General features: G+C 49.4%; 23 protein-coding genes and 2 pseudogenes. 8 read left to right on the forward strand and 17 right to left on the reverse strand.

Translation table 11 applies throughout. The features are described from left to right. Positions 1 to 22 precede the first annotated feature (22 nt). Positions 23 to 1,696, forward strand: a pseudogene (yqeB, locus tag A6U95_RS15985) (selenium-dependent molybdenum cofactor biosynthesis protein YqeB). On the opposite strand, the gene arcC reads toward yqeB, so the two are convergent. The 6 genes from arcC to A6U95_RS30690 form a co-directional block, all read right to left on the reverse strand. Continuing rightward, a complete protein-coding gene (gene arcC, locus A6U95_RS15990; protein WP_024531380.1) occupies positions 1,686 to 2,618 on the reverse strand; it encodes a carbamate kinase in 933 nt (310 codons plus the stop codon). The pseudogene yqeB and the gene arcC sit on opposite strands and share 11 nt — an antisense overlap. A gap of 26 nt (positions 2,619 to 2,644) precedes the next feature. After that, positions 2,645 to 4,045 (reverse strand): dihydropyrimidinase, encoded by a 1,401-nt coding sequence (hydA, locus tag A6U95_RS15995; protein WP_065685168.1) that lies wholly within the window; start codon positions 4,043 to 4,045, stop codon positions 2,645 to 2,647. A gap of 361 nt (positions 4,046 to 4,406) precedes the next feature. Further along, a complete protein-coding gene (locus A6U95_RS16000; RefSeq protein WP_024529729.1) occupies positions 4,407 to 5,624 on the reverse strand; it encodes a YgeY family selenium metabolism-linked hydrolase in 1,218 nt (405 codons plus the stop codon). A 69-nt stretch (positions 5,625 to 5,693) separates the two neighbouring features. Beyond that, positions 5,694 to 6,887: a diaminopropionate ammonia-lyase gene (gene dpaL / locus A6U95_RS16005; protein ID WP_065685169.1), complete on the reverse strand. Its 1,194-nt coding sequence runs from the start codon at positions 6,885 to 6,887 to the stop codon at positions 5,694 to 5,696. Between the two features lie 73 nt (positions 6,888 to 6,960). After that, on the reverse strand, positions 6,961 to 8,148 hold the full coding sequence (gene ygeW, locus A6U95_RS16010; protein WP_024529727.1) for a knotted carbamoyltransferase YgeW: 1,188 nt from the start codon (positions 8,146 to 8,148) through the stop codon (positions 6,961 to 6,963). Continuing rightward, positions 8,135 to 8,410: a hypothetical protein gene (locus A6U95_RS30690; protein WP_139102381.1), complete on the reverse strand. Its 276-nt coding sequence runs from the start codon at positions 8,408 to 8,410 to the stop codon at positions 8,135 to 8,137. The genes ygeW and A6U95_RS30690 overlap by 14 nt, the downstream gene beginning before the upstream one ends. Before the next feature lie 221 nt (positions 8,411 to 8,631). On the opposite strand from A6U95_RS30690, the gene A6U95_RS16015 reads away from it, so the two are divergent. Continuing rightward, positions 8,632 to 10,380 carry a sigma 54-interacting transcriptional regulator gene (locus A6U95_RS16015; RefSeq protein ID WP_065685411.1) on the forward strand — a complete coding sequence of 583 codons (1,749 nt, stop codon included), beginning with the start codon at positions 8,632 to 8,634 and terminating at the stop codon, positions 10,378 to 10,380. A 48-nt stretch (positions 10,381 to 10,428) separates the two neighbouring features. Here the strand turns inward: A6U95_RS16015 and A6U95_RS16020 are convergent, their stop codons facing one another. Beyond that, complete coding sequence (locus A6U95_RS16020; RefSeq protein ID WP_065685170.1) at positions 10,429 to 10,707, reverse strand: type II toxin-antitoxin system ParD family antitoxin; 279 nt, start codon at positions 10,705 to 10,707, stop codon at positions 10,429 to 10,431. 260 nt (positions 10,708 to 10,967) lie between these two features. On the opposite strand from A6U95_RS16020, the gene A6U95_RS16025 reads away from it, so the two are divergent. The 3 genes from A6U95_RS16025 (at position 10,968) to A6U95_RS16035 (ending at position 11,981) form a co-directional block, all read left to right on the forward strand. Further along, on the forward strand, positions 10,968 to 11,330 hold the full coding sequence (locus A6U95_RS16025) for a helix-turn-helix transcriptional regulator (protein WP_065685171.1): 363 nt from the start codon (positions 10,968 to 10,970) through the stop codon (positions 11,328 to 11,330). 73 nt (positions 11,331 to 11,403) lie between these two features. After that, positions 11,404 to 11,628, forward strand: coding sequence for a SymE family type I addiction module toxin (locus A6U95_RS16030; RefSeq protein ID WP_065685172.1), 225 nt, complete (start codon positions 11,404 to 11,406; stop codon positions 11,626 to 11,628). Then, entirely contained in the window at positions 11,625 to 11,981 is a 357-nt protein-coding gene (locus A6U95_RS16035) for a SymE family type I addiction module toxin (protein ID WP_065685173.1), read from the forward strand. The genes A6U95_RS16030 and A6U95_RS16035 overlap by 4 nt, the downstream gene beginning before the upstream one ends. Before the next feature lie 55 nt (positions 11,982 to 12,036). On the opposite strand, the gene A6U95_RS30695 is transcribed toward A6U95_RS16035, so the two are convergent. From A6U95_RS30695 to A6U95_RS31505, 7 genes are all read right to left on the reverse strand, one after another. Next, the gene (locus tag A6U95_RS30695) at positions 12,037 to 12,447 is read right to left on the reverse strand and encodes a hypothetical protein (RefSeq protein ID WP_139102382.1); all 411 of its coding nucleotides are present in this window, start codon (positions 12,445 to 12,447) and stop codon (positions 12,037 to 12,039) included. Between the two features lie 197 nt (positions 12,448 to 12,644). Continuing rightward, positions 12,645 to 13,058, reverse strand: coding sequence for a hypothetical protein (locus A6U95_RS31500; RefSeq protein ID WP_241810668.1), 414 nt, complete (start codon positions 13,056 to 13,058; stop codon positions 12,645 to 12,647). Continuing rightward, complete coding sequence (locus A6U95_RS31225) at positions 13,052 to 13,453, reverse strand: hypothetical protein (protein ID WP_241810669.1); 402 nt, start codon at positions 13,451 to 13,453, stop codon at positions 13,052 to 13,054. The genes A6U95_RS31500 and A6U95_RS31225 overlap by 7 nt, the downstream gene beginning before the upstream one ends. 396 nt (positions 13,454 to 13,849) lie before the next feature. Further along, the gene (locus tag A6U95_RS30355; RefSeq protein WP_083196386.1) at positions 13,850 to 14,596 is read right to left on the reverse strand and encodes an Appr-1-p processing protein; all 747 of its coding nucleotides are present in this window, start codon (positions 14,594 to 14,596) and stop codon (positions 13,850 to 13,852) included. 353 nt (positions 14,597 to 14,949) lie between these two features. Continuing rightward, positions 14,950 to 15,120, reverse strand: coding sequence for a hypothetical protein (locus A6U95_RS31040; protein ID WP_158006216.1), 171 nt, complete (start codon positions 15,118 to 15,120; stop codon positions 14,950 to 14,952). 38 nt (positions 15,121 to 15,158) lie between these two features. After that, positions 15,159 to 15,371, reverse strand: coding sequence for a hypothetical protein (locus A6U95_RS16060; RefSeq protein ID WP_065685176.1), 213 nt, complete (start codon positions 15,369 to 15,371; stop codon positions 15,159 to 15,161). A 2-nt stretch (positions 15,372 to 15,373) separates the two neighbouring features. Next, entirely contained in the window at positions 15,374 to 15,826 is a 453-nt protein-coding gene (locus tag A6U95_RS31505) for a hypothetical protein (protein WP_139102383.1), read from the reverse strand. Positions 15,827 to 16,444: 618 nt separating this feature from the next. Between A6U95_RS31505 and A6U95_RS31235 the strand changes: the two genes are divergently transcribed. Beyond that, positions 16,445 to 16,588, forward strand: a complete 144-nt coding sequence (locus A6U95_RS31235) for a SymE family type I addiction module toxin (protein ID WP_065685177.1) — start codon at positions 16,445 to 16,447, stop codon at positions 16,586 to 16,588. Positions 16,589 to 16,637: 49 nt separating this feature from the next. Here A6U95_RS31235 and A6U95_RS16070 read toward each other — a convergent pair whose 3' ends face one another. Continuing rightward, positions 16,638 to 17,123: an SMI1/KNR4 family protein gene (locus tag A6U95_RS16070; RefSeq protein WP_065685178.1), complete on the reverse strand. Its 486-nt coding sequence runs from the start codon at positions 17,121 to 17,123 to the stop codon at positions 16,638 to 16,640. A gap of 1 nt (position 17,124) precedes the next feature. Continuing rightward, positions 17,125 to 17,328 (reverse strand): annotated as a pseudogene (locus tag A6U95_RS29840) (HNH endonuclease); the annotation flags it as partial. A gap of 87 nt (positions 17,329 to 17,415) precedes the next feature. On the opposite strand from A6U95_RS29840, the gene A6U95_RS16075 reads away from it, so the two are divergent. Together A6U95_RS16075 and A6U95_RS16080 are read left to right on the forward strand one after the other, a co-directional pair. Then, positions 17,416 to 17,640 (forward strand): SymE family type I addiction module toxin, encoded by a 225-nt coding sequence (locus A6U95_RS16075; protein WP_065685179.1) that lies wholly within the window; start codon positions 17,416 to 17,418, stop codon positions 17,638 to 17,640. Then, on the forward strand, positions 17,637 to 17,990 hold the full coding sequence (locus A6U95_RS16080; protein ID WP_065685180.1) for a SymE family type I addiction module toxin: 354 nt from the start codon (positions 17,637 to 17,639) through the stop codon (positions 17,988 to 17,990). The genes A6U95_RS16075 and A6U95_RS16080 overlap by 4 nt, the downstream gene beginning before the upstream one ends. Before the next feature lie 56 nt (positions 17,991 to 18,046). On the opposite strand, the gene A6U95_RS16085 is transcribed toward A6U95_RS16080, so the two are convergent. Beyond that, positions 18,047 to 18,385: a hypothetical protein gene (locus A6U95_RS16085; protein WP_065685181.1), complete on the reverse strand. Its 339-nt coding sequence runs from the start codon at positions 18,383 to 18,385 to the stop codon at positions 18,047 to 18,049. Between the last annotated feature and the right edge of the window lie 17 nt (positions 18,386 to 18,402).

Genomic DNA, 18,402 nt, shown 5'->3' on the forward strand with positions numbered 1-18,402 from the left:
TGAGGTTATTGACGAGGTCATAATGAATATCTTCGCCGAAGCTGCACGTTTAGAAGAAGAAAACCGGCCCTTTGCGCTCGCCCAGATTATCGAAAGCCGTGGCTCTACACCGCGCCATTCAGGGCAGATGCTGGTGATGGCCGATGGTGACTGTATTGGCACTATCGGTGGCGGCATGATCGAACGCCTGGTGATCGAACAGGCAATTGCCGCCATTTCGGAGCGCAAGGCCAGGGTGTTTCATGGCCGCATGGCACGCACCGGGCAGGATGCGGTAGGCTCGGACTGTGGGGGTGCCATGTCGGTGTATATCGACGTGCATGGCCTGCGCCCGCGCCTGATATTGATTGGGGCCGGGCACGTCAACCGCGCCATCGCCAACGCCGCCAAGCCACTCGGCTTTGATATTCACGTTGCCGATATCTACCCGGCCAGCCTCGACCCGACGCTATTTCCGGTGGGCACCACTCTGGTGCATGGCGAGACCTTTCCGGCGGCCATCGACAAGATGAATATTGAACCGGCCAACTTTGTGATCATCGCCACCAACAATCAGGATTGCGAGGCACTCAACGTGCTGATCGAGCAGCCGCTGCGCTATCTGGGATTGCTAGCCAGCCGCCGCAAGGTGCAAACCTTTACCCAACAATTGCGCCAGCGCGGCGTAGATGATGACAAGCTCGCCAGACTCCATGCCCCAATCGGCTACAACATCGGTGCAGAAACGCCGGAAGAAATCGCCATCAGCGTACTGGCGGAGTTGTTGCAGGTGCGCAACCAGTCCGCTGGCGGGCTGATGAAGAATGACATCCGCTTAACGCGCGACAAACTGGTGGTGATCCGTGGTGCGGGCGATATCGCCACCGGCGTGGCGCTGCGGCTGTACCATGCCGGTTTTCAGGTCATCATGCTGGACATTGCCCAACCGACCGCTATCCGCCGGACGGTGGCATTTGCTCAGGCGATGTTTGACGGCAAAACCTGCGTGGAGGGCGTCACCGCCTGCCTGGCCAACGACGTCAACGAAGCCTTCGACATCATCAACCGTGGCGAGATCCCGCTGCTGGTTGACCCAGAGACCCGCAGCCTGGAACACCTCAAACCCCGTTTTCTGGTAGACGCTATTCTGGCCAAGCAAAACCTGGGCACCCACCGCAATATGGCACCGTTCACCGTGGCCCTCGGCCCTGGCTTCAACGCCGGGCAGGATTGCGATGCGGTGATCGAAACCAATCGCGGCCACGCGCTGGGCCGGGTGATTTATCAAGGCTACACCCATCCCAATACCGGTATTCCCGGCAATATCGCTGGCCACACCACCCGCCGGGTGATCCGTGCACCAGCCGATGGCGTCATGCAATGTCGCGTCGCTTTGGGGGATTTGGTGCAGGAGGGGGATGTGGTGGCTCACTGCGGCGAAGCACCGGTGATTGCGCCGCTTTCCGGTATGGTACGCGGTTTGCTGCATGATGGGCTGGAGGTTAAGACCGGCACTAAAATCGGTGATATCGATCCACGCGGCACGCTGGCGGATTACACCACGGTGTCAGATAAGGCGCGGGCAATCGCCGGGGCGGTGCTTGAAGCCATTATGAAACTTGGCCGCAGATAACGGCTGCTGACTCACAAGGGGCGCAAATGTACGCAGCATGCAGCGCCCCTACAAGTGAGTCTGGTGTTTGTGATTAATGGCTAATCACCGTGCCAGTTTTGCCTTCAATGCCCTGCTGAGCCTTGCTCAATACCGTGATTAACGCCTGACGCCCTGGCTTGGATTCGGCAAACGCCACCGCCGCCTCAACCTTCGGCAGCATTGAGCCTTTGGCAAAGTGCCCTTCTTCGATAAAGCGCTGGGCATCGGCAATGCTCAACTGCTCCAGCCATTGCTCATTCGGTTTGCCAAAGTTGATCGCCACCTTTTCCACCGCGGTGAGGATGATCAGCATATCGGCATCGATCATCTCTGCCAGTTTGGCACTGGCCCAGTCTTTATCGATCACCGCGCTGGCACCCCGCAGATGGTTACCCTCGCGGATCACTGGAATACCGCCGCCCCCCACGGTGATCACCACCTGCCCGGCCTCCATCATGGCGCGTACCGTTTCTTTCTCAACGATGTCGATCGGCTTGGGCGAGGCCACTACCCGGCGATAGCCACGGCCCGCATCTTCTACCATGTTGTAACCGTTCTTGGTCAGTTGGCTGGCTTCGGCCTTGGTAAAGAACGAGCCAATCGGCTTGGTTGGATTGAGAAACGCCGGATCGCTGCCGTTGACGATCACCTGGGTGATCAGCGTGGCTACCGGTTTGACGATATTGCGATCGAGCAACTCTTCACGCAGGGCGTTTTGCAGATCGTAACCTATATATCCCTGGCTCAATGCGACGCACACCGACATCGGCAGCATCGGCGTATGGGCTTCACTTTTTGCCGCCGCCTCAAACGCCAGGTTGATCATTCCCACCTGAGGGCCATTGCCGTGGGTGACCACCACCTGATGACCGTGCTCGATTAAATCGACAATTGCCCGCGCGGTGGTTTTGACCGCCTGCATCTGTTCCGCCAGGCCTTCACCCAATGCGTTACCGCCCAATGCCAGCACTATTTTCTTGTTCATTTTGATCCTTGTTGTTTAGTGAGGTGTTACCCCATTTTTGCCGCGATCTGGGCATTGAAAGGTCGACGACGCAAGAACTGCCCGTATCCCTGCCGCCCGGTAAATTCGCCACTACGAGCCACGATTTCACCCCGGCACATCGTCAGCACCGGCGCGCCTTGGCACTGAAAACCTTCATAAGGGGAATAGTCCGCATTGTCATGAAGCCGAGCGTGGCTGATAACCGTGGATTGGCGCGGATCAAAGATCACCACGTCGGCATCTGCGCCGGGGTTTAGATTGCCTTTACGCGGCCACAGGCCGAACAACCGCGCCGGATTGCTGCTGGTGAGCGCCACAAAGCGTGAAGGGGAAATCCGCCCGCTCATCACTCCGTAAGAGAACAACAGCATCATGCGATTCTCGACCCCTGGCAGGCCGTTCGGGCAACGGGTAAAATCCCCTGCCGCCATAGCTTGCCGTTGGTGATAAGGGAATGTGCAGTGATCGGTGGCGACGGTATCGATAGAACCGTCGGCAATGCCGATCCACAGGCGATCCAATTCCCGCTGGTCCCGCAGCGGTGGGCTGAGGATGTATTTCGCCCCATCTGCACGCAGGTAACATTGTTCGTTGAGCAGCAGATATTGCGGGCAGGTTTCTACCCACACCGGTTGACGCTGTTGACGCGCCAGACGTAAATAATCCAGCCCCAGGCCATTGGATAAATGGACGATGTACAGCGGCGCGTTGTCTGCCAGATAGGCCAGATTGATCATCCGGCCAATCGCTTCTGCCTCACATTCCAACGGACGGCTCAATGCGTGGTGGATCGGCGCTGTTTTACCCGCGGCCACCAGCTCAGCACGGCGCAGAGCTATCGCGGCATCGTTTTCTGGATGGACCGTAGTCAATGCCCCAACCTGCCGCAGTTGCCCCAAGGCCCGCAGCACGTCGGCATCATTGATCTTGTAGAGGTAGGTCAGATACAGCTTAAAGCTGCTGATCCCTTCGTCATGCACCATGCTGGCCATCTCTTCGAGAATGCCGTCGTCAATATGCTGGATCACGCCGTGAAAGCCGTAGTCGATCGCCGCATTGCCGGCCGCATACTGGTGGTAGACGTTGAGCTGGTGATGGAGATTGCAGCCCGCCGGGCCAAATCCCATATGATCGATAATGGTGGTAGTGCCGCCGCAGGCTGCCGCGCGGGTGCCGCTAAAAAAATCGTCACAGCTGCGGGCGATGCCGACATCAATATTGAAATGGGTATGGACATCAATACCGCCGGGCATGACATAACAGCCGGATGCATCGATAACTTCACACTGGCTATCGGCTTCGATCGCCGTGTCGCGCTGGCAGATCACCCCGTTTTCAATCAACAAATCCTGAGAATACTGTCCGTCGCTATCAACCAGAATGCCGTTCTTAATCAGTTGCTTCATTGCTGGCACTCCATAAAAAAATCCGGCGGAGGGTGCCGGGTATATTGCTGTGTGATGCTGGCTGGGTGCTGGATATGCCCCTCCCACAGGGAGAGGGAACCGATCGAGTGCGCAGATGTTTTAGCGTTCTTCCTGGAGATACAGAGGCTCGCCTACTTCATCACCGTTGTAACAGATTAAACTTACGCATTTGATCACCACTCTGCACCAGCGCCCTCTCCCGGTGGAGACCGATCAAGTTCGCTGATTTCTATGTGTAATACTTTTCCTCTTACACCCCACTTTCCGAAGCAGCACGGGCCAGCCGCACGCTCCGGACAGCTCCCTCTCCCTGTAGGAGAGGGTTGGGGTGAGGGGCCGCTTATTTCTCCAACTCTTCCAGGTAAGCCAAAGGCACGGCGGCATACATCGCCGCGCAGGTCACCAGGTGGTCTTTCCAGGTCTTCTCGTTCGGCGCGTGGGCTTCAGGCTCTTTGCCCGGGCCAAAACCGATCACCGGAATACCGTGACGCCCCATGATGGAGACCCCGTTGGTTGAGAAGGTCCACTTGTCCACCACCGGCTGCTTCTTGAACAGGCCCTGATAGGCTTTGCTCAGGGTTTTCACCGTGATGTGATCTTCTTCGACCTTCCAGGTTGGGAAGTAGCATTCGGTTGGGTACACCAGACCGGTGTAAGACGGACGGCTATAGTCATACATCGACACGACTGCCTTGGCCGCCTGCACCGCTGGCAAAGCACGGATCTCGTCCAACGCCCCTTCCCAGGTTTCGCCCCAGGTCAGGCGGCGGTCGATGGATACCGCACAGCTGTCGGCTACCGCGCAGCGACTAGGTGAGGTGAAGAAAATCTCAGAAACGGTCAGCGTACCTTTGCCCAGGAAATCATCGTTGCCCAAGTTGCCGGACAGTTGTTGCAGTTCGTTGAGGATTGGGCCCATTTTGAAAATGGCGTTGTCGCCACGCTCCGGTGCCGAGCCGTGGCAGCTGATGCCTTGCACATCCACGCGGATTTCCATACGGCCACGCTGGCCGCGGTAGATCTGGCAGTCGGTTGGTTCGGTGCTGATCACGAACTCTGGGCGGATGTTGGATTGCTCAATAATGTACTGCCAGCACAGGCCGTCGCAGTCTTCTTCCTGCACGGTGCCGGTCACCAGCAACGTATACTGATCTTCCAGCCCCAGATCCTTGATGATTTTGCCCGCGTAAACCATGGAAGCCATGCCGCCTTCCTGATCCGATGCGCCACGGCCACCGATGATCTCGTCGTTTTCCATGCCCTGGTAAGGGTCAAAGGTCCAGTTCTTGATGTTGCCGATGCCGACGGTATCGATATGCGCGTCCATCGCGATCAGGTGTGGGCCGTGGCCGATATAGCCCAGGATGTTGCCCATCGGGTCAATCTCAACCTTGTCGAACCCGACCTTCTCCATCTCTTTCTTAATACACAGCACCACCAGCTTTTCGTCACAGCTTTCGCTCGGGATCGCTATCATGTCCCGCAGGAAGCGCGTCATCTCATCTTTGTATTGGTAGGCTTTCTCTAACACCAATTCGAAAGGAATTTGCTTTGCCATTGTATTTTTTTCTCCAATTTTTTATTCCCCCTCGCTACTGCGAGAGGTTGAGTAATCTGACGGTGGTGGTTAAACCGGATGCTTCCCTTCCCACACCACTTCGCGATAGTGCTTCACGTCGGTATCGCCTTCGGAGCTGATCAACAGCACTACCGACTGGCTATCCAGACCGAGTTTTTGCATCAGCTGCGCACGTTGCGGGCTGTGATGTACCGCAGCCAGCACGCCCAACCCCACGGCACCGGACTCGCCGGAGATAATGCGCGGGTCGTTACCCAGCGGATTACCCAACACCCGCATCCCTAACGCCGCCACGCTGTCCTGGCAGGAAATAAATTGTGTGGCACAGTTACGTAGCAGCGGCCAGCCCAAGGGGTTAGGCTCACCACAGGCCAGACCGGCCATGATGGTGGCCATATCGCCGCCCACGTTGACGATCTCCCCTTTTACCCCGGAGCGATAAACGCAGTCGGCCAGATCGGGCTCGACAATCACCGAATGCAGCTTATCCGCACCAAACACGTCGACCAGATAGCCCAACACGCCCGCAGCCATCGCCCCGACACCGGCCTGTAACAGCACATGGGTTGGCCGCTCGACCTGCATCTGCCGCATCTGTTCGGCCGCTTCGTCTGCCAGCGTGGCGTAACCCTGCATGATCCAGGTTGGGATCTTGGTGTAGCCTTCCCAGGCGGTGTCCTGCACCACCTGCCAGCCACGTTCCTGGGCCGTTTTCATGGTCAGGCGCACGGTATCGTCGTAGTTCATATCGGTGACGATGCACTCGGCACCCAGATTAAGAATGTGGTCCACCCTCTCCTGAGCCGAACCTTTTGGCATATACACCACCGCATGCTGGCCCAGCTGTTGCGCCGCCCAGGCGACGCCCCTGCCATGGTTGCCGTCGGTGGTGGTGGCGAAGGTCATCTTCTCGGTCGCCATGGCTTTGAATTTTTCAAAAGAAAACGCATTGATATCAATCTGGTACTTTTCACACAGCAACTGGGCAATGGCGTACGCACCGCCGAGCATCTTGAAGGCGTTTAAGCCAAAGCGTTTGGATTCGTCTTTGACCAGGATTTTCCGCACGCCGAACAACTGAGCGAGATCGTCCAACGCGCATAACGGCGTTGGCTGATAACCCGCAATCTTTTTATGAAACTCGCGCGCTTTCTGCGCTTGCGCCTTAGAGAACAGAGGGGAGGTTTCGCCGTTAAAATAACGGTTATCCTCTATCGCTACTTTCAATGAAAAAACCGACATAACCGCTACCTCTTCTGGTCGCATTAATCTTCACCGTGCAGGGACACCGCCCGGTATCCCTGACCAGGTAAATTTATTTAATGCGTTTTTCTGCTTCTTTCAGTAATTGATCCAACACCAGGCCTGGGTTGGAGAATTTGCGCGCCATGATCATCGCCGCGATGATATAAGGCTTCCAGCTGGCTTCCTTATAGGTGGCAATACGGTACTTCTCGAATACGCTGGCACAGACTTCCCCTTCACTGCAGGAGACGTCGGTGATGTCCGCTGGCAGGCAGTGCATATAGAGCGCTTCGCCGCCTTTGGTCAGCTTCATCATCTCTTCGGTGCAATGCCAGTTTTTGTAGTAGGCGTTTTGCGCCAGGCACTGTTGCTCCAGCGCCTTGAGGCCCGCGTGATCGTCGGCACGCAGCAGATCGGTACGCTGCTCCATGACCTTGTACGGCGCCCAGGATTTCGGATAAACGATGTCCGCCCCCTGGAAGGCTTCGGCCATCGAGGTCACCTGCTGGAAGCTGCCACCGGACGCGGCGGCGTTGTTCTTCGCCACTTCGATCACGTCCGGGATCAGGTCGTAACCTTCTGGATGGGCCAGCGTCACCTTCATGCCAAAGCGGGTCATCAGGCCAATGATGCCCTGCGGCACCGACAGCGGTTTGCCATAGCTGGGTGAATAGGCCCAGGTCATGGCGATCTTCTTGCCTTTCAGGTTTTCCAGGCTGCCGAAGTGCTCCTGCAACCACGCCAGATCCGCCATCGCCTGGGTTGGGTGATCGATATCGCACTGCAAGTTGACCAGTGCCGGGCGCTGTGGCAGCACACCCTTCTCGAACCCTTCATCCAGCGCGGCACCCACCTCACGCATGTAGGCGTTGCCTGCCCCCAGATACATGTCGTCACGGATACCGATGGCATCGGCACAGAAGGAGATCATATTGGCCGTTTCACGCACCGTCTCCCCATGGGCGATCTGCGATTTACCTTCATCCAGATCCTGCTGCGCCAACCCCAGCAGGTTGAGCGCCGAGGCATAAGAAAAACGGGTACGCGTGGAGTTATCACGGAAAATGGAGATGCCTAAGCCACTGTTGAAAATCTTGGTGGCAATGTTTTCTGAGCGCATGGTTTTCAGCGATTCCGCTAGCTTGAGCACCAGTTCCAGCTCGTCACGGCTCTGTTCCCACGTCAGCAAAAAGTCCTTTTGATGTAAATTGGACTTTAACGCGCTTATTTCCTTAATTAACTGGTTAACTGTTCTCATCTTTGCCCCTAAATAGAGAGTGTGGTAGTGATCCGTTAAAACAAGTGCCTAACTTCGGAATAACAAATACGCTTTTTTCAGCGTCTGACCACAGGACAATCAATAAGCGTGCCAACAAGGGGAAAGTTAAGCTACGCAACATAAAACTGCGGATTATTATGATGGAGATCACATAAAATGGGGTTTTAGCAGCGGTTAAAGTGAAATTTTCAGTCAGGCTATTGCCGGCGAGGGATAATTCCCTGCGGCGTAAATCGGCCATTTATAATTATCAGCCTTTCTCGCGACCCAAAATGATAGGAATTAGCGTGCAGTATCATTTTGATAATAAAATGTGATGCTAACAGCAGAATCTCTATTCTCTGTGGGATTAGCTTGATGACTATCAAATTATATCTGGCCGTAGTGTATTATCGTTTCTTTTTCAATGACGATAACGGGAGACGCGTGATGATAGCACCGGCCACTGCCCAGTCGGCTCTTATGCAGATCCAACCGACAATTTTGCGCTTTACCAAGATGCTCTCCAGCGTGTTGCTGCTGGAGGTAGAGATTGTCGATGCCAACCTGGTACGCGTGGCAGGCACTGGCCCGTATGGCAAACAATTTGGCATCAAGCTCGGCAGCAATTCCTGGTTGTTGAAATATGTACTTGATACTAAAAATGAAAAGATAGTCACCCACTCCCGTTATGACCCGGTGTGTGAAGGCTGCACCAGCAAAGATGAGTGCCAGGAAAAGGCCTTCCTCGGCATTCCTATCCTGTTCCAGGATACCTGCATCGGGGTGATCAGCCTGGTGGCCTTCACTCTGGAGCAGCAGCAAAGGTTGCGGGATAACCTGCAAGAGTTCTCGGGTTACGTGCGCAATATCTCCAACGTTTTCGTTTCTAACTTATTGGAGACACAAGGCAGCAGCGGTGGCTTAAATAAAGTGCTTTTCAGCCTGATTGAAAATATGGATCAGGGGGTGTTAATACTCAATGAAAAGAGCCAGGTGAAATTTGCCAATATGATGGCATTGAAACAGCTCAATATGCCGCAGGAAAATATTATCGGTAAAACCTTTACTATTCGCGCCCTCACCTTCCGGCAAAATTACACCAGCGGACATCTGCAACATATTCTCTCCTTCGACGATAACCAGGAGATTATGATTGGCCAGCTACATCAGGTTCAGGATCACCAATTATTTTTAATGGCCTTCCATCAGTCACATTCCTCATTTAACGAAACTCTAGTCCTGCAAGACCCGCGCATTGAGCAATTGGCGGGGGAAAGCAAGCCGATGCGCCTGCTGAAGAGTTTAATTACCCGTATTGCCCCAAGCCCCTCCAGCGTATTGGTGGTTGGGGAAAGCGGCACCGGCAAAGAAGTGGTGGCGCGGGCGATCCACCGGCTGAGCAACCGCAGCGATAAACCCTTTATCGCCATTAACTGCGCCGCCATTCCGGATCAACTGCTGGAGAGTGAACTGTTTGGTTACCTGAAGGGCGCATTTACCGGCGCTTCGGCCAATGGCAAGGTGGGGCTGATCCAGGCGGCCAATCAGGGGACGCTATTCCTGGATGAGATCGGTGATATGCCGCTAATGTTGCAAGCCAAGCTGTTGCGCACGGTGGAATCCCGTGAGGTGTTGCCGATCGGTTCCAGCAAGCCGATCCCGGTCGATATCCGCATTATCTCCGCCACCAACCAGAACCTGGAACAGTACATTGCCGAAGGCAAGTTCCGTGAAGACCTCTACTACCGCCTGAACGTTATCCCCATCACCCTGCCACCGCTGCGTGAGCGCGAAGGCGATATCGAACTGCTGGTGCACTATTTCCTCAGTTTGCACACCAAGAGGATCGGCATTATCTACCCCGGCATCTCGGCAGAGGTACTCGAGCTGTTACGCCGACACCGCTGGCCAGGCAACGTGCGCGAACTGAGTAATTTGATGGAGTATCTGGTTAACGTGGTGCCGAGCGGTGAAATCATCGATACCTATCTGCTGCCGCCTAATCTGACCCGAGGGCAGCATCTGGAGGCTCGCGCCAGCGTATCTACGTATAAGGCCACAGAGAGTTGCGAAAACCACGATATGGCGGGGTTGGAGAGTATGGAGAAGCTGATGATTGAGGAGGCGCTGAGCCAACATGCTAACAAGAAAGTGGTGGCGGAGAAGCTGGGGATTGGTATCGCGACGCTGTATCGCAAGATAAAGAAGTATGAGCTGTCTTCTCATTGAGGGGGGAGATTAATTATGTGCCGGGCTGGCGCATTTAGCTGGCTAGCCCTAGAACGTTCCGGTAGCCCGCTTGTGTTCTGCTATCAATCTGGCTCTGATCTCTTTACCACTGACGCCTTCAGATTCTCCATTTTCCAGCGCATTCCATGAAGGAACAACCTGTTCTTGAAGCCATTTTTCTGCGGCCTGATCGCGCGCTAGCAGCGCCCGAAGACCCTCGCGGATAACCTCGCTTTCCGAGGCATATTCGCCACTTGCCACCTTGGCTTTGAGCTGTGCGGCCATCTCGTTCGGCAAGGTGATGCTGATCTGCTGTTTCGTTCTCAACGGTCAACTCCATTGTTTTCTGAGTAAAAACTCATCGAACTCTCAAAACATGTCAATAGGTATAGAGTAAGAATAACTCCATTAAAGAGTACTCCACTATAGAGTTTACTTTGGATTAACCAGCCATATCTGTAGGTACTATGCTTTGTAAAAAAGAATAAAACCCACCCAATTAACTCTAAATTGGAGTATTGTTTTCAGGTAGATAAAAAACAGGGGTTATCCTTAAGGCTACATTGAATCAACTACAGCAAGAAGCCATGAATACAAAGGACGAACTGTTTTTCAAAGATCTTGGAGCGCGAATTGCTATGGCACGTAAAGAGAAGCAACTCACGCAACAGCAACTGGCCGAGCAACTGGGAATTGCACAGCAGACGATGGCTCACTACGAAGGTGGGCGGCTCAAGGTATCCGCAGCCCTGTTACCTCCGTTGTCTCAGATATTGAAACTATCGTTAGACGAGCTTTTAGGTTTACCCACCGTGCAGCGGTTCAGCAAACGTGGCCCAACTTCGCGGCTAGAACAGCAGATTGAAGCGATTAGTCAGTTACCCAAAACAAAGCAGAAATTTGTTTCAGAGATGTTAGACATGGTGATTGGTCAAGCACAGGAAGAATAGTAAATAGCGCGGCGGCAATGGGTTCGCACCCCACTACCGCCGCTCACCACAAGCAACTAAGAAGGAGTTGATTATGGCTAAGCACGATTCTAAGTCAGGCACCACTGTAAATAAAGCACCCAAAACAACACGCCACTACACCGTGGGCTATACGCCCAACCAGGGCATCAAGAAGCCCGCTCCTCAGCTGATTATCAAGGGTTATTGGCTGGAGGAACTGGGGTTTTTAACCGGCCAGTCGGTCACGGTAAATGTTGAACAGGGAAGATTGATTATTCAGGCGGAGGGCAATGTATGAACAGAACTCATTGTATACAGGCAACCACTGGTGGATATATTCCTGAGCTGATTATCGATGGTGAGGATATTATCAAGGCGGGGTTTTTGGCGGGCGAAGTATTTAAAATAGAGCCATGCCAGGATGGGCTAGTAATAACGTTAGTTTCTGATGAGGTAGAGATTGAGCGGTTATTATTGGCGGTGGATGCTCAGTCCCATATCGGCATGGATTGGATACGGGATAACGGTGAGCTGTATCTGGCGGGGGACTGGCTGACGCCGTGCGGCCTGACCGGGCAACCACTGGCGATCAGCGTAATGCCCGGCCAGGTAATCATTCAAGTACAACAAGGTAATACTATTGCGTGGTAACGGATAAAAAAGACCGGGAAGATATTTTCTGGATCATCCCGATCTTTTAGTATTACTAACTCTGTTTCAATCTATTCTGGATGTTTTCATTTACGATAGAAACACTATCATCTATAGGATTCACCGCAACATAAAAATTAGCTGAGGATTGAACATAGACAATATCACCCATCGTCTTTATATTTATGAAAGGATTAGATGTAGTTGAGTAAAACATCCAAGTTATATTATTATTGATATCTGTTTTTACAATAAACCCTTCATTCCCCATTTCTCCTTCACCACAAAGAATAAAGCAGTCATTATTTATCAAGATTTGATCATTTACTTGGATTTCAGACCAAGGTTTATCATAGTTATCAAACAACGCTTCTAAGGTAGAGTTATTTCCATATGAAATACTGTATTCCTTTCCAAATATTGGTAATGAAGATACATACTGATTGAAGCATAGTAGTATCCCCATATCAGCATGGACTGGATACGGGATAATGGTGAACTGTATCTGGCGGGGACTGACTGACGCAATGCGGTCTGACCAGACAACCGCTGGCGATCAGCGTAATGCCCGGTCAGGTAATCATTCAGGTACAACAAAGCAATATGCAAGCATAGTAATGGAGAAAAAGCCGGCAAGATCCAAGAGATATTTCCGGCTTTTATTTAATCCTCATCTAATGCAAAAGCAATCGCATCCTTGACTCTTTGATTTTTTTTATTTTCTGGTAAGAACTCAGAGCAGCTTAGTACCTCTCTAAGCTTTTCCTCACCTAAAATATCTTTTATGTCAGATAACATAATTTCAAGATCTGACACTTGATCTTTAATATGATGAGAAAGATCCAAAGAAAGATACCAACTTTTCAAGGTATCTAAAGCTTGATTAGGCTCTAAATGAAGCATAATTTCAAATGCGTTTAATTGAAATATTCTCCGTTTAATTAAATCAGTTAAAATAACAGAAACTTCAGAATCAAAACCTTGTGAAATCAAATTTTCACTTTCTGATTCATCTCTAATCTCTGCCCACAGCTTATTATAAATCCGGTCAAACTCATGTAACGTTTCGCTTAACATTTGCTCACCTCGCCTTTGTTTTTCACATCGCTAGGGCTGACATCATCTTTTATTTTCCAATCCATTACGCCGCCTTTTGTTTTCCCTTTTAATTCTACATTTTTATTTTTAGTATCAATATCAACATAGTAATCAGCACCTAATGCCCCTGTGCTTCTCTTTATAGAGTCTGGATTCTTAGGATCAACTTTCACAGAAGTTACGCTAATTCCACCTCGAGTATCTGTAGGATCAAATTTAAACCCATTTTTGAGGAAGTCTTTATATTCAGTTTTTGACATAAAACGGCGTACTATTCCTGGGTTTATAGGAATACCATTGACAAGCCCACTACCAGTTAGCCTTAACGGATCGATCCAAGTAATAGGATTTGGTGCATACGCATACAGGTTCATTCCCCCGCCAGCCCTATCGGGTCCTGCTGCGTAAACCGGCCTACCTCTGGGTCGAACTACCTATTTGGGTTGTAATGGGTCAAGGATTTTGCATCATAGTTCATGCGCTACAGCCATACCGTGATAGTTTCTATTTGCACAAAATTATTTTAAATCAATTGGTAATGAGAGTACGCCCTGACAGAAGTACAAGAACATCAACCATATCGGCGATGGCGGGATACGGAATATCGACGACCTACATCTGGCGGCGGGTTGACTGACGCAAAGTCCTTACGCAATTACTGAAGTTCAGCGTGATATCTGTCACGCAATAAATGGCTATAAGAGAATATATGGGCAAAGTAACAGATAAAAACCGGTAAAGCCTCATATAAACTTTCCCGGCCGTACCATTTATGACAGCTTAAATATATGGCACCGGATTTTATTATAAGATAATTTTTTTATAATAATGAACAATATGGTATCCCAATCCCCACCACCTAACCCCGAACCAATCATAGGGAGTTGAACAACTAGTCTCTCTTTCAAAGCAAAATCAGAAACTTCAGAAAGGCAATTTTCTAAACTATCATAGCATATGTATTTTTTACTATCCTTGACGGATTTCTTGATTCCATTTTGAGCCAGCATATTTGCCACAAAGATCCTGTTTTCATCATCTACAGACAAAAACTGTACATCCCCCATATTAAAGCCTGATTTAAACCAACTTAAATAACTGTCTTTCGTTATAGGGAAACGCTTCGACAAAGAGATAACAAAACCCTCCCCCCATTTCCCACAATTATTTACGATATGTATAATTATTGTTGAGTTATGGATAGGTATGGATGCATCACCAATGTGGTAACTTATTAAAGAACTCAAATCACCCTCTGAAATACTTGTCCTCCAAGCTGATTCAAATATCTCACTAGTGATACATTCAGACTCTGAAAGATCTAATTCGTCTTTTTTTCCATCATATAGTAAATATCCAACTCTCTCATCCCAATCTTGTATGCACGAAGATGAATAGTAAATATCATTAATAATACTAACCTGTCGCACCGCTATATTTCCAATAAACTCAGTATAAACGACACCCTCACCTGAAGTGAAATCCGTATTTGCGCGATAATATGTTTTCTCTTCCATTAACAACTACTCCCACTACTTACAACTCTATTAGAAACATCTAAATCACCAGTATTATCCACTCTAAAAGTTCCGGATCTAGGTTCAGTAACATCCCCTCCCTACATCTATTTCAACGTAGTTGGTGATACGGGATAACGATGAGCTGTATCTGGCGGGAGACTGGCTGACGCAGTGCAACTTGATCGGACAACCGCTGGTGATCAACGTGATGCCCTTTAAGGTTGGAGAAGTAATTCAGGTTTTTCTACAGTAACATGTAGGAATAACAACAGGCGAAAAACCGGAGAAACTGCTTGAGAGTCTTCCGGCTTTCATTGATATATTTTTATTTTCAAATACCTATGTAAGTATTATCGAAGAGAAACCATACTTAACTCGCCTTCCTTGGATAACTCAATGATTATCCCGCCGCCTAAAATACGTATTACACCATCTAGATTATTTAAACTCCATCCTTTTAATTCCGATAATTCAAACCAATCATTTACCCCCCAGCCACCTATATCTCCCAAGGTTATCATTTTTTCTCTGTTACCATGAAAGTCTATATTTATAGCGATTACATACCCATTTTCAGATAAAAAATTGACATTACCATATAGATGGTTGATTTTTTTAACTTTTTACTTAGCTTTGTTGCTGGTAACTCTGCCTCACCCATTATTTCAAAAATAAAGGCTTCAGGTGAACCAACTTGTACCCCTTTGATACTTTGGGTATTAATAACATCCATTAAGTCTAAATTAATTGATGGAGTCCATTTATCATTCATGATTAGAATCCTACCGCAGCATTATGTCTTTCGACATTTCGACCTATATCTCTAAGTTCCCTTGATCTACCATTGGCTAAATCACGTAAAGAACCAGTTTCCGTTTTAGCATGACCTAAAACAGAATGAACACCTTCATTAGCTTTATTCAAAATGTCATTTCTAAATCTAGCATCACTTCCAAAACGCTCTTTGGCTAAAGCAATAGCTCTGGCTACTTTTGAACTTCCAGCTTCGTTTGGAATAGCATTAGTAAAGGTTATACCGCCTTTGTGGTCAGGCCTTACAGCTAATTCAACTCCTCCAGGGGCGTAAAAATGTAGTCCTTTTTGAACAACATCATTGTAACCTGGTGAGTGAATTTCCCATGTTGTGTAATCTAATCCAAGCGGATCTATCCACCTTAACGGATTCGGTGCATACGCATACAGGTTCATCCCCCCCGCCAGCCCTATCGGGTCATAGGAACGATCCCAACGTCATCGTACTTTTTAACACGCGGCAACCCGCGTTATTCCTCGCTTTTTAAAGAGCTGCATTCACACTTTTAACACCCTCGTAACCAATCAGCCCCGACGTGCGTTTTTTCGCCTGAACGCAGTATAGCGCCAGCCCAGGTCTCCGTTAACCCATTGTTTTGCCTGCACCTGCTTTTGTGACCGCCGTCATTAACCGTTTCGTTACTGCGTAACGCTGGCCCTTCTGGCTCCGGCCACGGCACTCCGGCTGCCTCACCGCCGGGGTGACGGGGCCGGACTGCGGGTGCGGGTGGCATAGAACCCGCAAGCGACGGAACAGCGCTATGAGGCTCAACTGCCAGACCGGGAACAGGGAAGATTGATTATTCAAGCAGAGGGAAGCGTATGAACGGAACTCATATTATACAGGCAACCACAGGCGGATTTATTCCTGAGCTAATTATCGATAGTAGGGATATTATTAAAGAGGGGTTTATGCCAGGTGCGGTATTTAAAATATAACCGTACCAGGATGGACTGATAATAACGTTAGCCTCTAATGAGGTTGATATTAAGCGGTTATTATTGGAGGTGGTTACTCACCCGCATATTTGCATGGACTGGATACGAGATAATGGCGAGCTGTATCTGGCGGGAGACTGGCTGACGCAGTGCGGCCTGACCAAGCAACCGCTGGCGATCAGCGTGATGCCCGGCAAGGTGGTTATTCAGCTTCAAAAAATGAACATGCTTTTGTAATATATCCAAGGAGGATCCAACAGGGATCCTCCCCATACGCTTACATACCTTACTCTAAATCGTCTTCTTCGACTAATCCATTGATAAATTCTTCAAAGGAAGAACTTAATTTCTTTTGCAATACCTCATGATTCTTGCTCATAGATACTTCCGGGTCAAATGAGTCTGTTGCATAAAAAACAACACTATCATCATCTTTATTTAAGCAGAAAAAATTCCCTCCCCAGTCATTTCCAAACGGTATTATGTTTGAGGGGATTGCATTTTTTCTAATCATTTCATTATAACAACCATCGATCAATGAATTAGGATTATTATTGGTCATTTTATGATATTTAAATGGTTTAAAAGCGGCTATTTCTAAGGGTTCATGACCATCATCACAAGCCCACCACGCCCTCGAAGGCACCCCACCATTAAAAGATAAATAATGTGATGCAAACGCTTCAGGGAAAGAATAACCTAAATTTTTCTCTACAGACTTAATATCTGAAAAATCAATATTCTTCTCACAATTCTGACAAGGATTTTTCATTTTAACACCCCGACCTTAGCGCCTTAGGAATTCGGCCCTTTAACCAACCTTTCGAATGCGATATAGCAACAGCATCTGCACTGCCATAAGACTGAGAAGGTAAATTAAAGTGCTTTTCAAATTGGGAAACTGAACCCGCATGAGGGAATGTAGCCTCGTGAGCTGATGTTGTCACCAATTGCATGGTTGTTTTACCAGTTACAGGAGAGAGATAAGCGATCTGTAGCGCGGCGCTGATGTGCTACCAACACACCAACGCCGCTCACCACAAGCAACTAAGCAGGAGTTGATTATGGCTAAGCGTGATTCTAAGTCAGGCCCCCCCGTAAATAAAGCACCCAAGACAACACGTCATTACACAGTGGGCTATTCGCCCAACCGAGGTATCAAGAAGCCCGCGCCACAACTGCTTATCAAGGGGTATTGGCTGGAAGAACTGGGGTTTTTAACCGGACAGCCGGTCACGGTAAATATTGAACAGGGAAGATTGATTATTCAGGCGGAGGGAAGCGTATGAACGGGACTCATATTATACAAGCAACTACAGGTGGGTTTATTCCTGAGCTGATTATCGATGGCGAGGATATTATCAAGGCGGGGTTTGTGGCGAGGGCTGTATTTAAGATAGAGCCGTATCGGGATGGGTTGGTAATAACGTTGGTTTCTAATGAGGGAGAGATTGAGCGGTTATTATTGGAGGTGGATGCTCACCCCCATATCGGCGTGGACTGGGTACGGGATAACGGCGAGCTGTATCTGGCGGGAAACTGGCTAACACAGTGCGGCCTGACTGGGCAACCGTTGGCGATCAGTATAATACCTGGCAAGGTGGTGATCCAGCTTCAACAAGGTAATATGTTAGCGTAACGACAGATACTAATAGCCGGAAAGATCCAGAGAGGATCTTTCCGGCTTTGTTATAACTATAAATCAAGAAAATCATCATTCGCAGAGTAATAATTTAGTGCTTCCACAAAATCATCAAGTGACGCTGATGGCTTTTGCTCAAGAACTGAATCAACAACATCTGCAAACTGTTGACCTGAATATAAATAATTTAATTTCTTTGAAATTACTATTTGCGGATATATCTCTTTATCATCATCATCCACATCAGGATAATCTGCCACATAATAATTTCCGTCTGTTTTTAACTGTTCATCAACCTCACCATACAAACAAAAGTTATCGTCTCGTGAGTCTGCTTTTTTCATAGCAGAAATGATATCTACTAAACTATATTGATTATCTTTATTCAACATATGTCACCTATTTAAAG

Origin of the sequence: Serratia sp. 14-2641, assembly GCF_001692375.1 — a bacterium.
In the GTDB taxonomy this organism is placed as follows: Bacteria; Pseudomonadota; Gammaproteobacteria; order Enterobacterales; family Enterobacteriaceae; genus Chania; species Chania fonticola_C.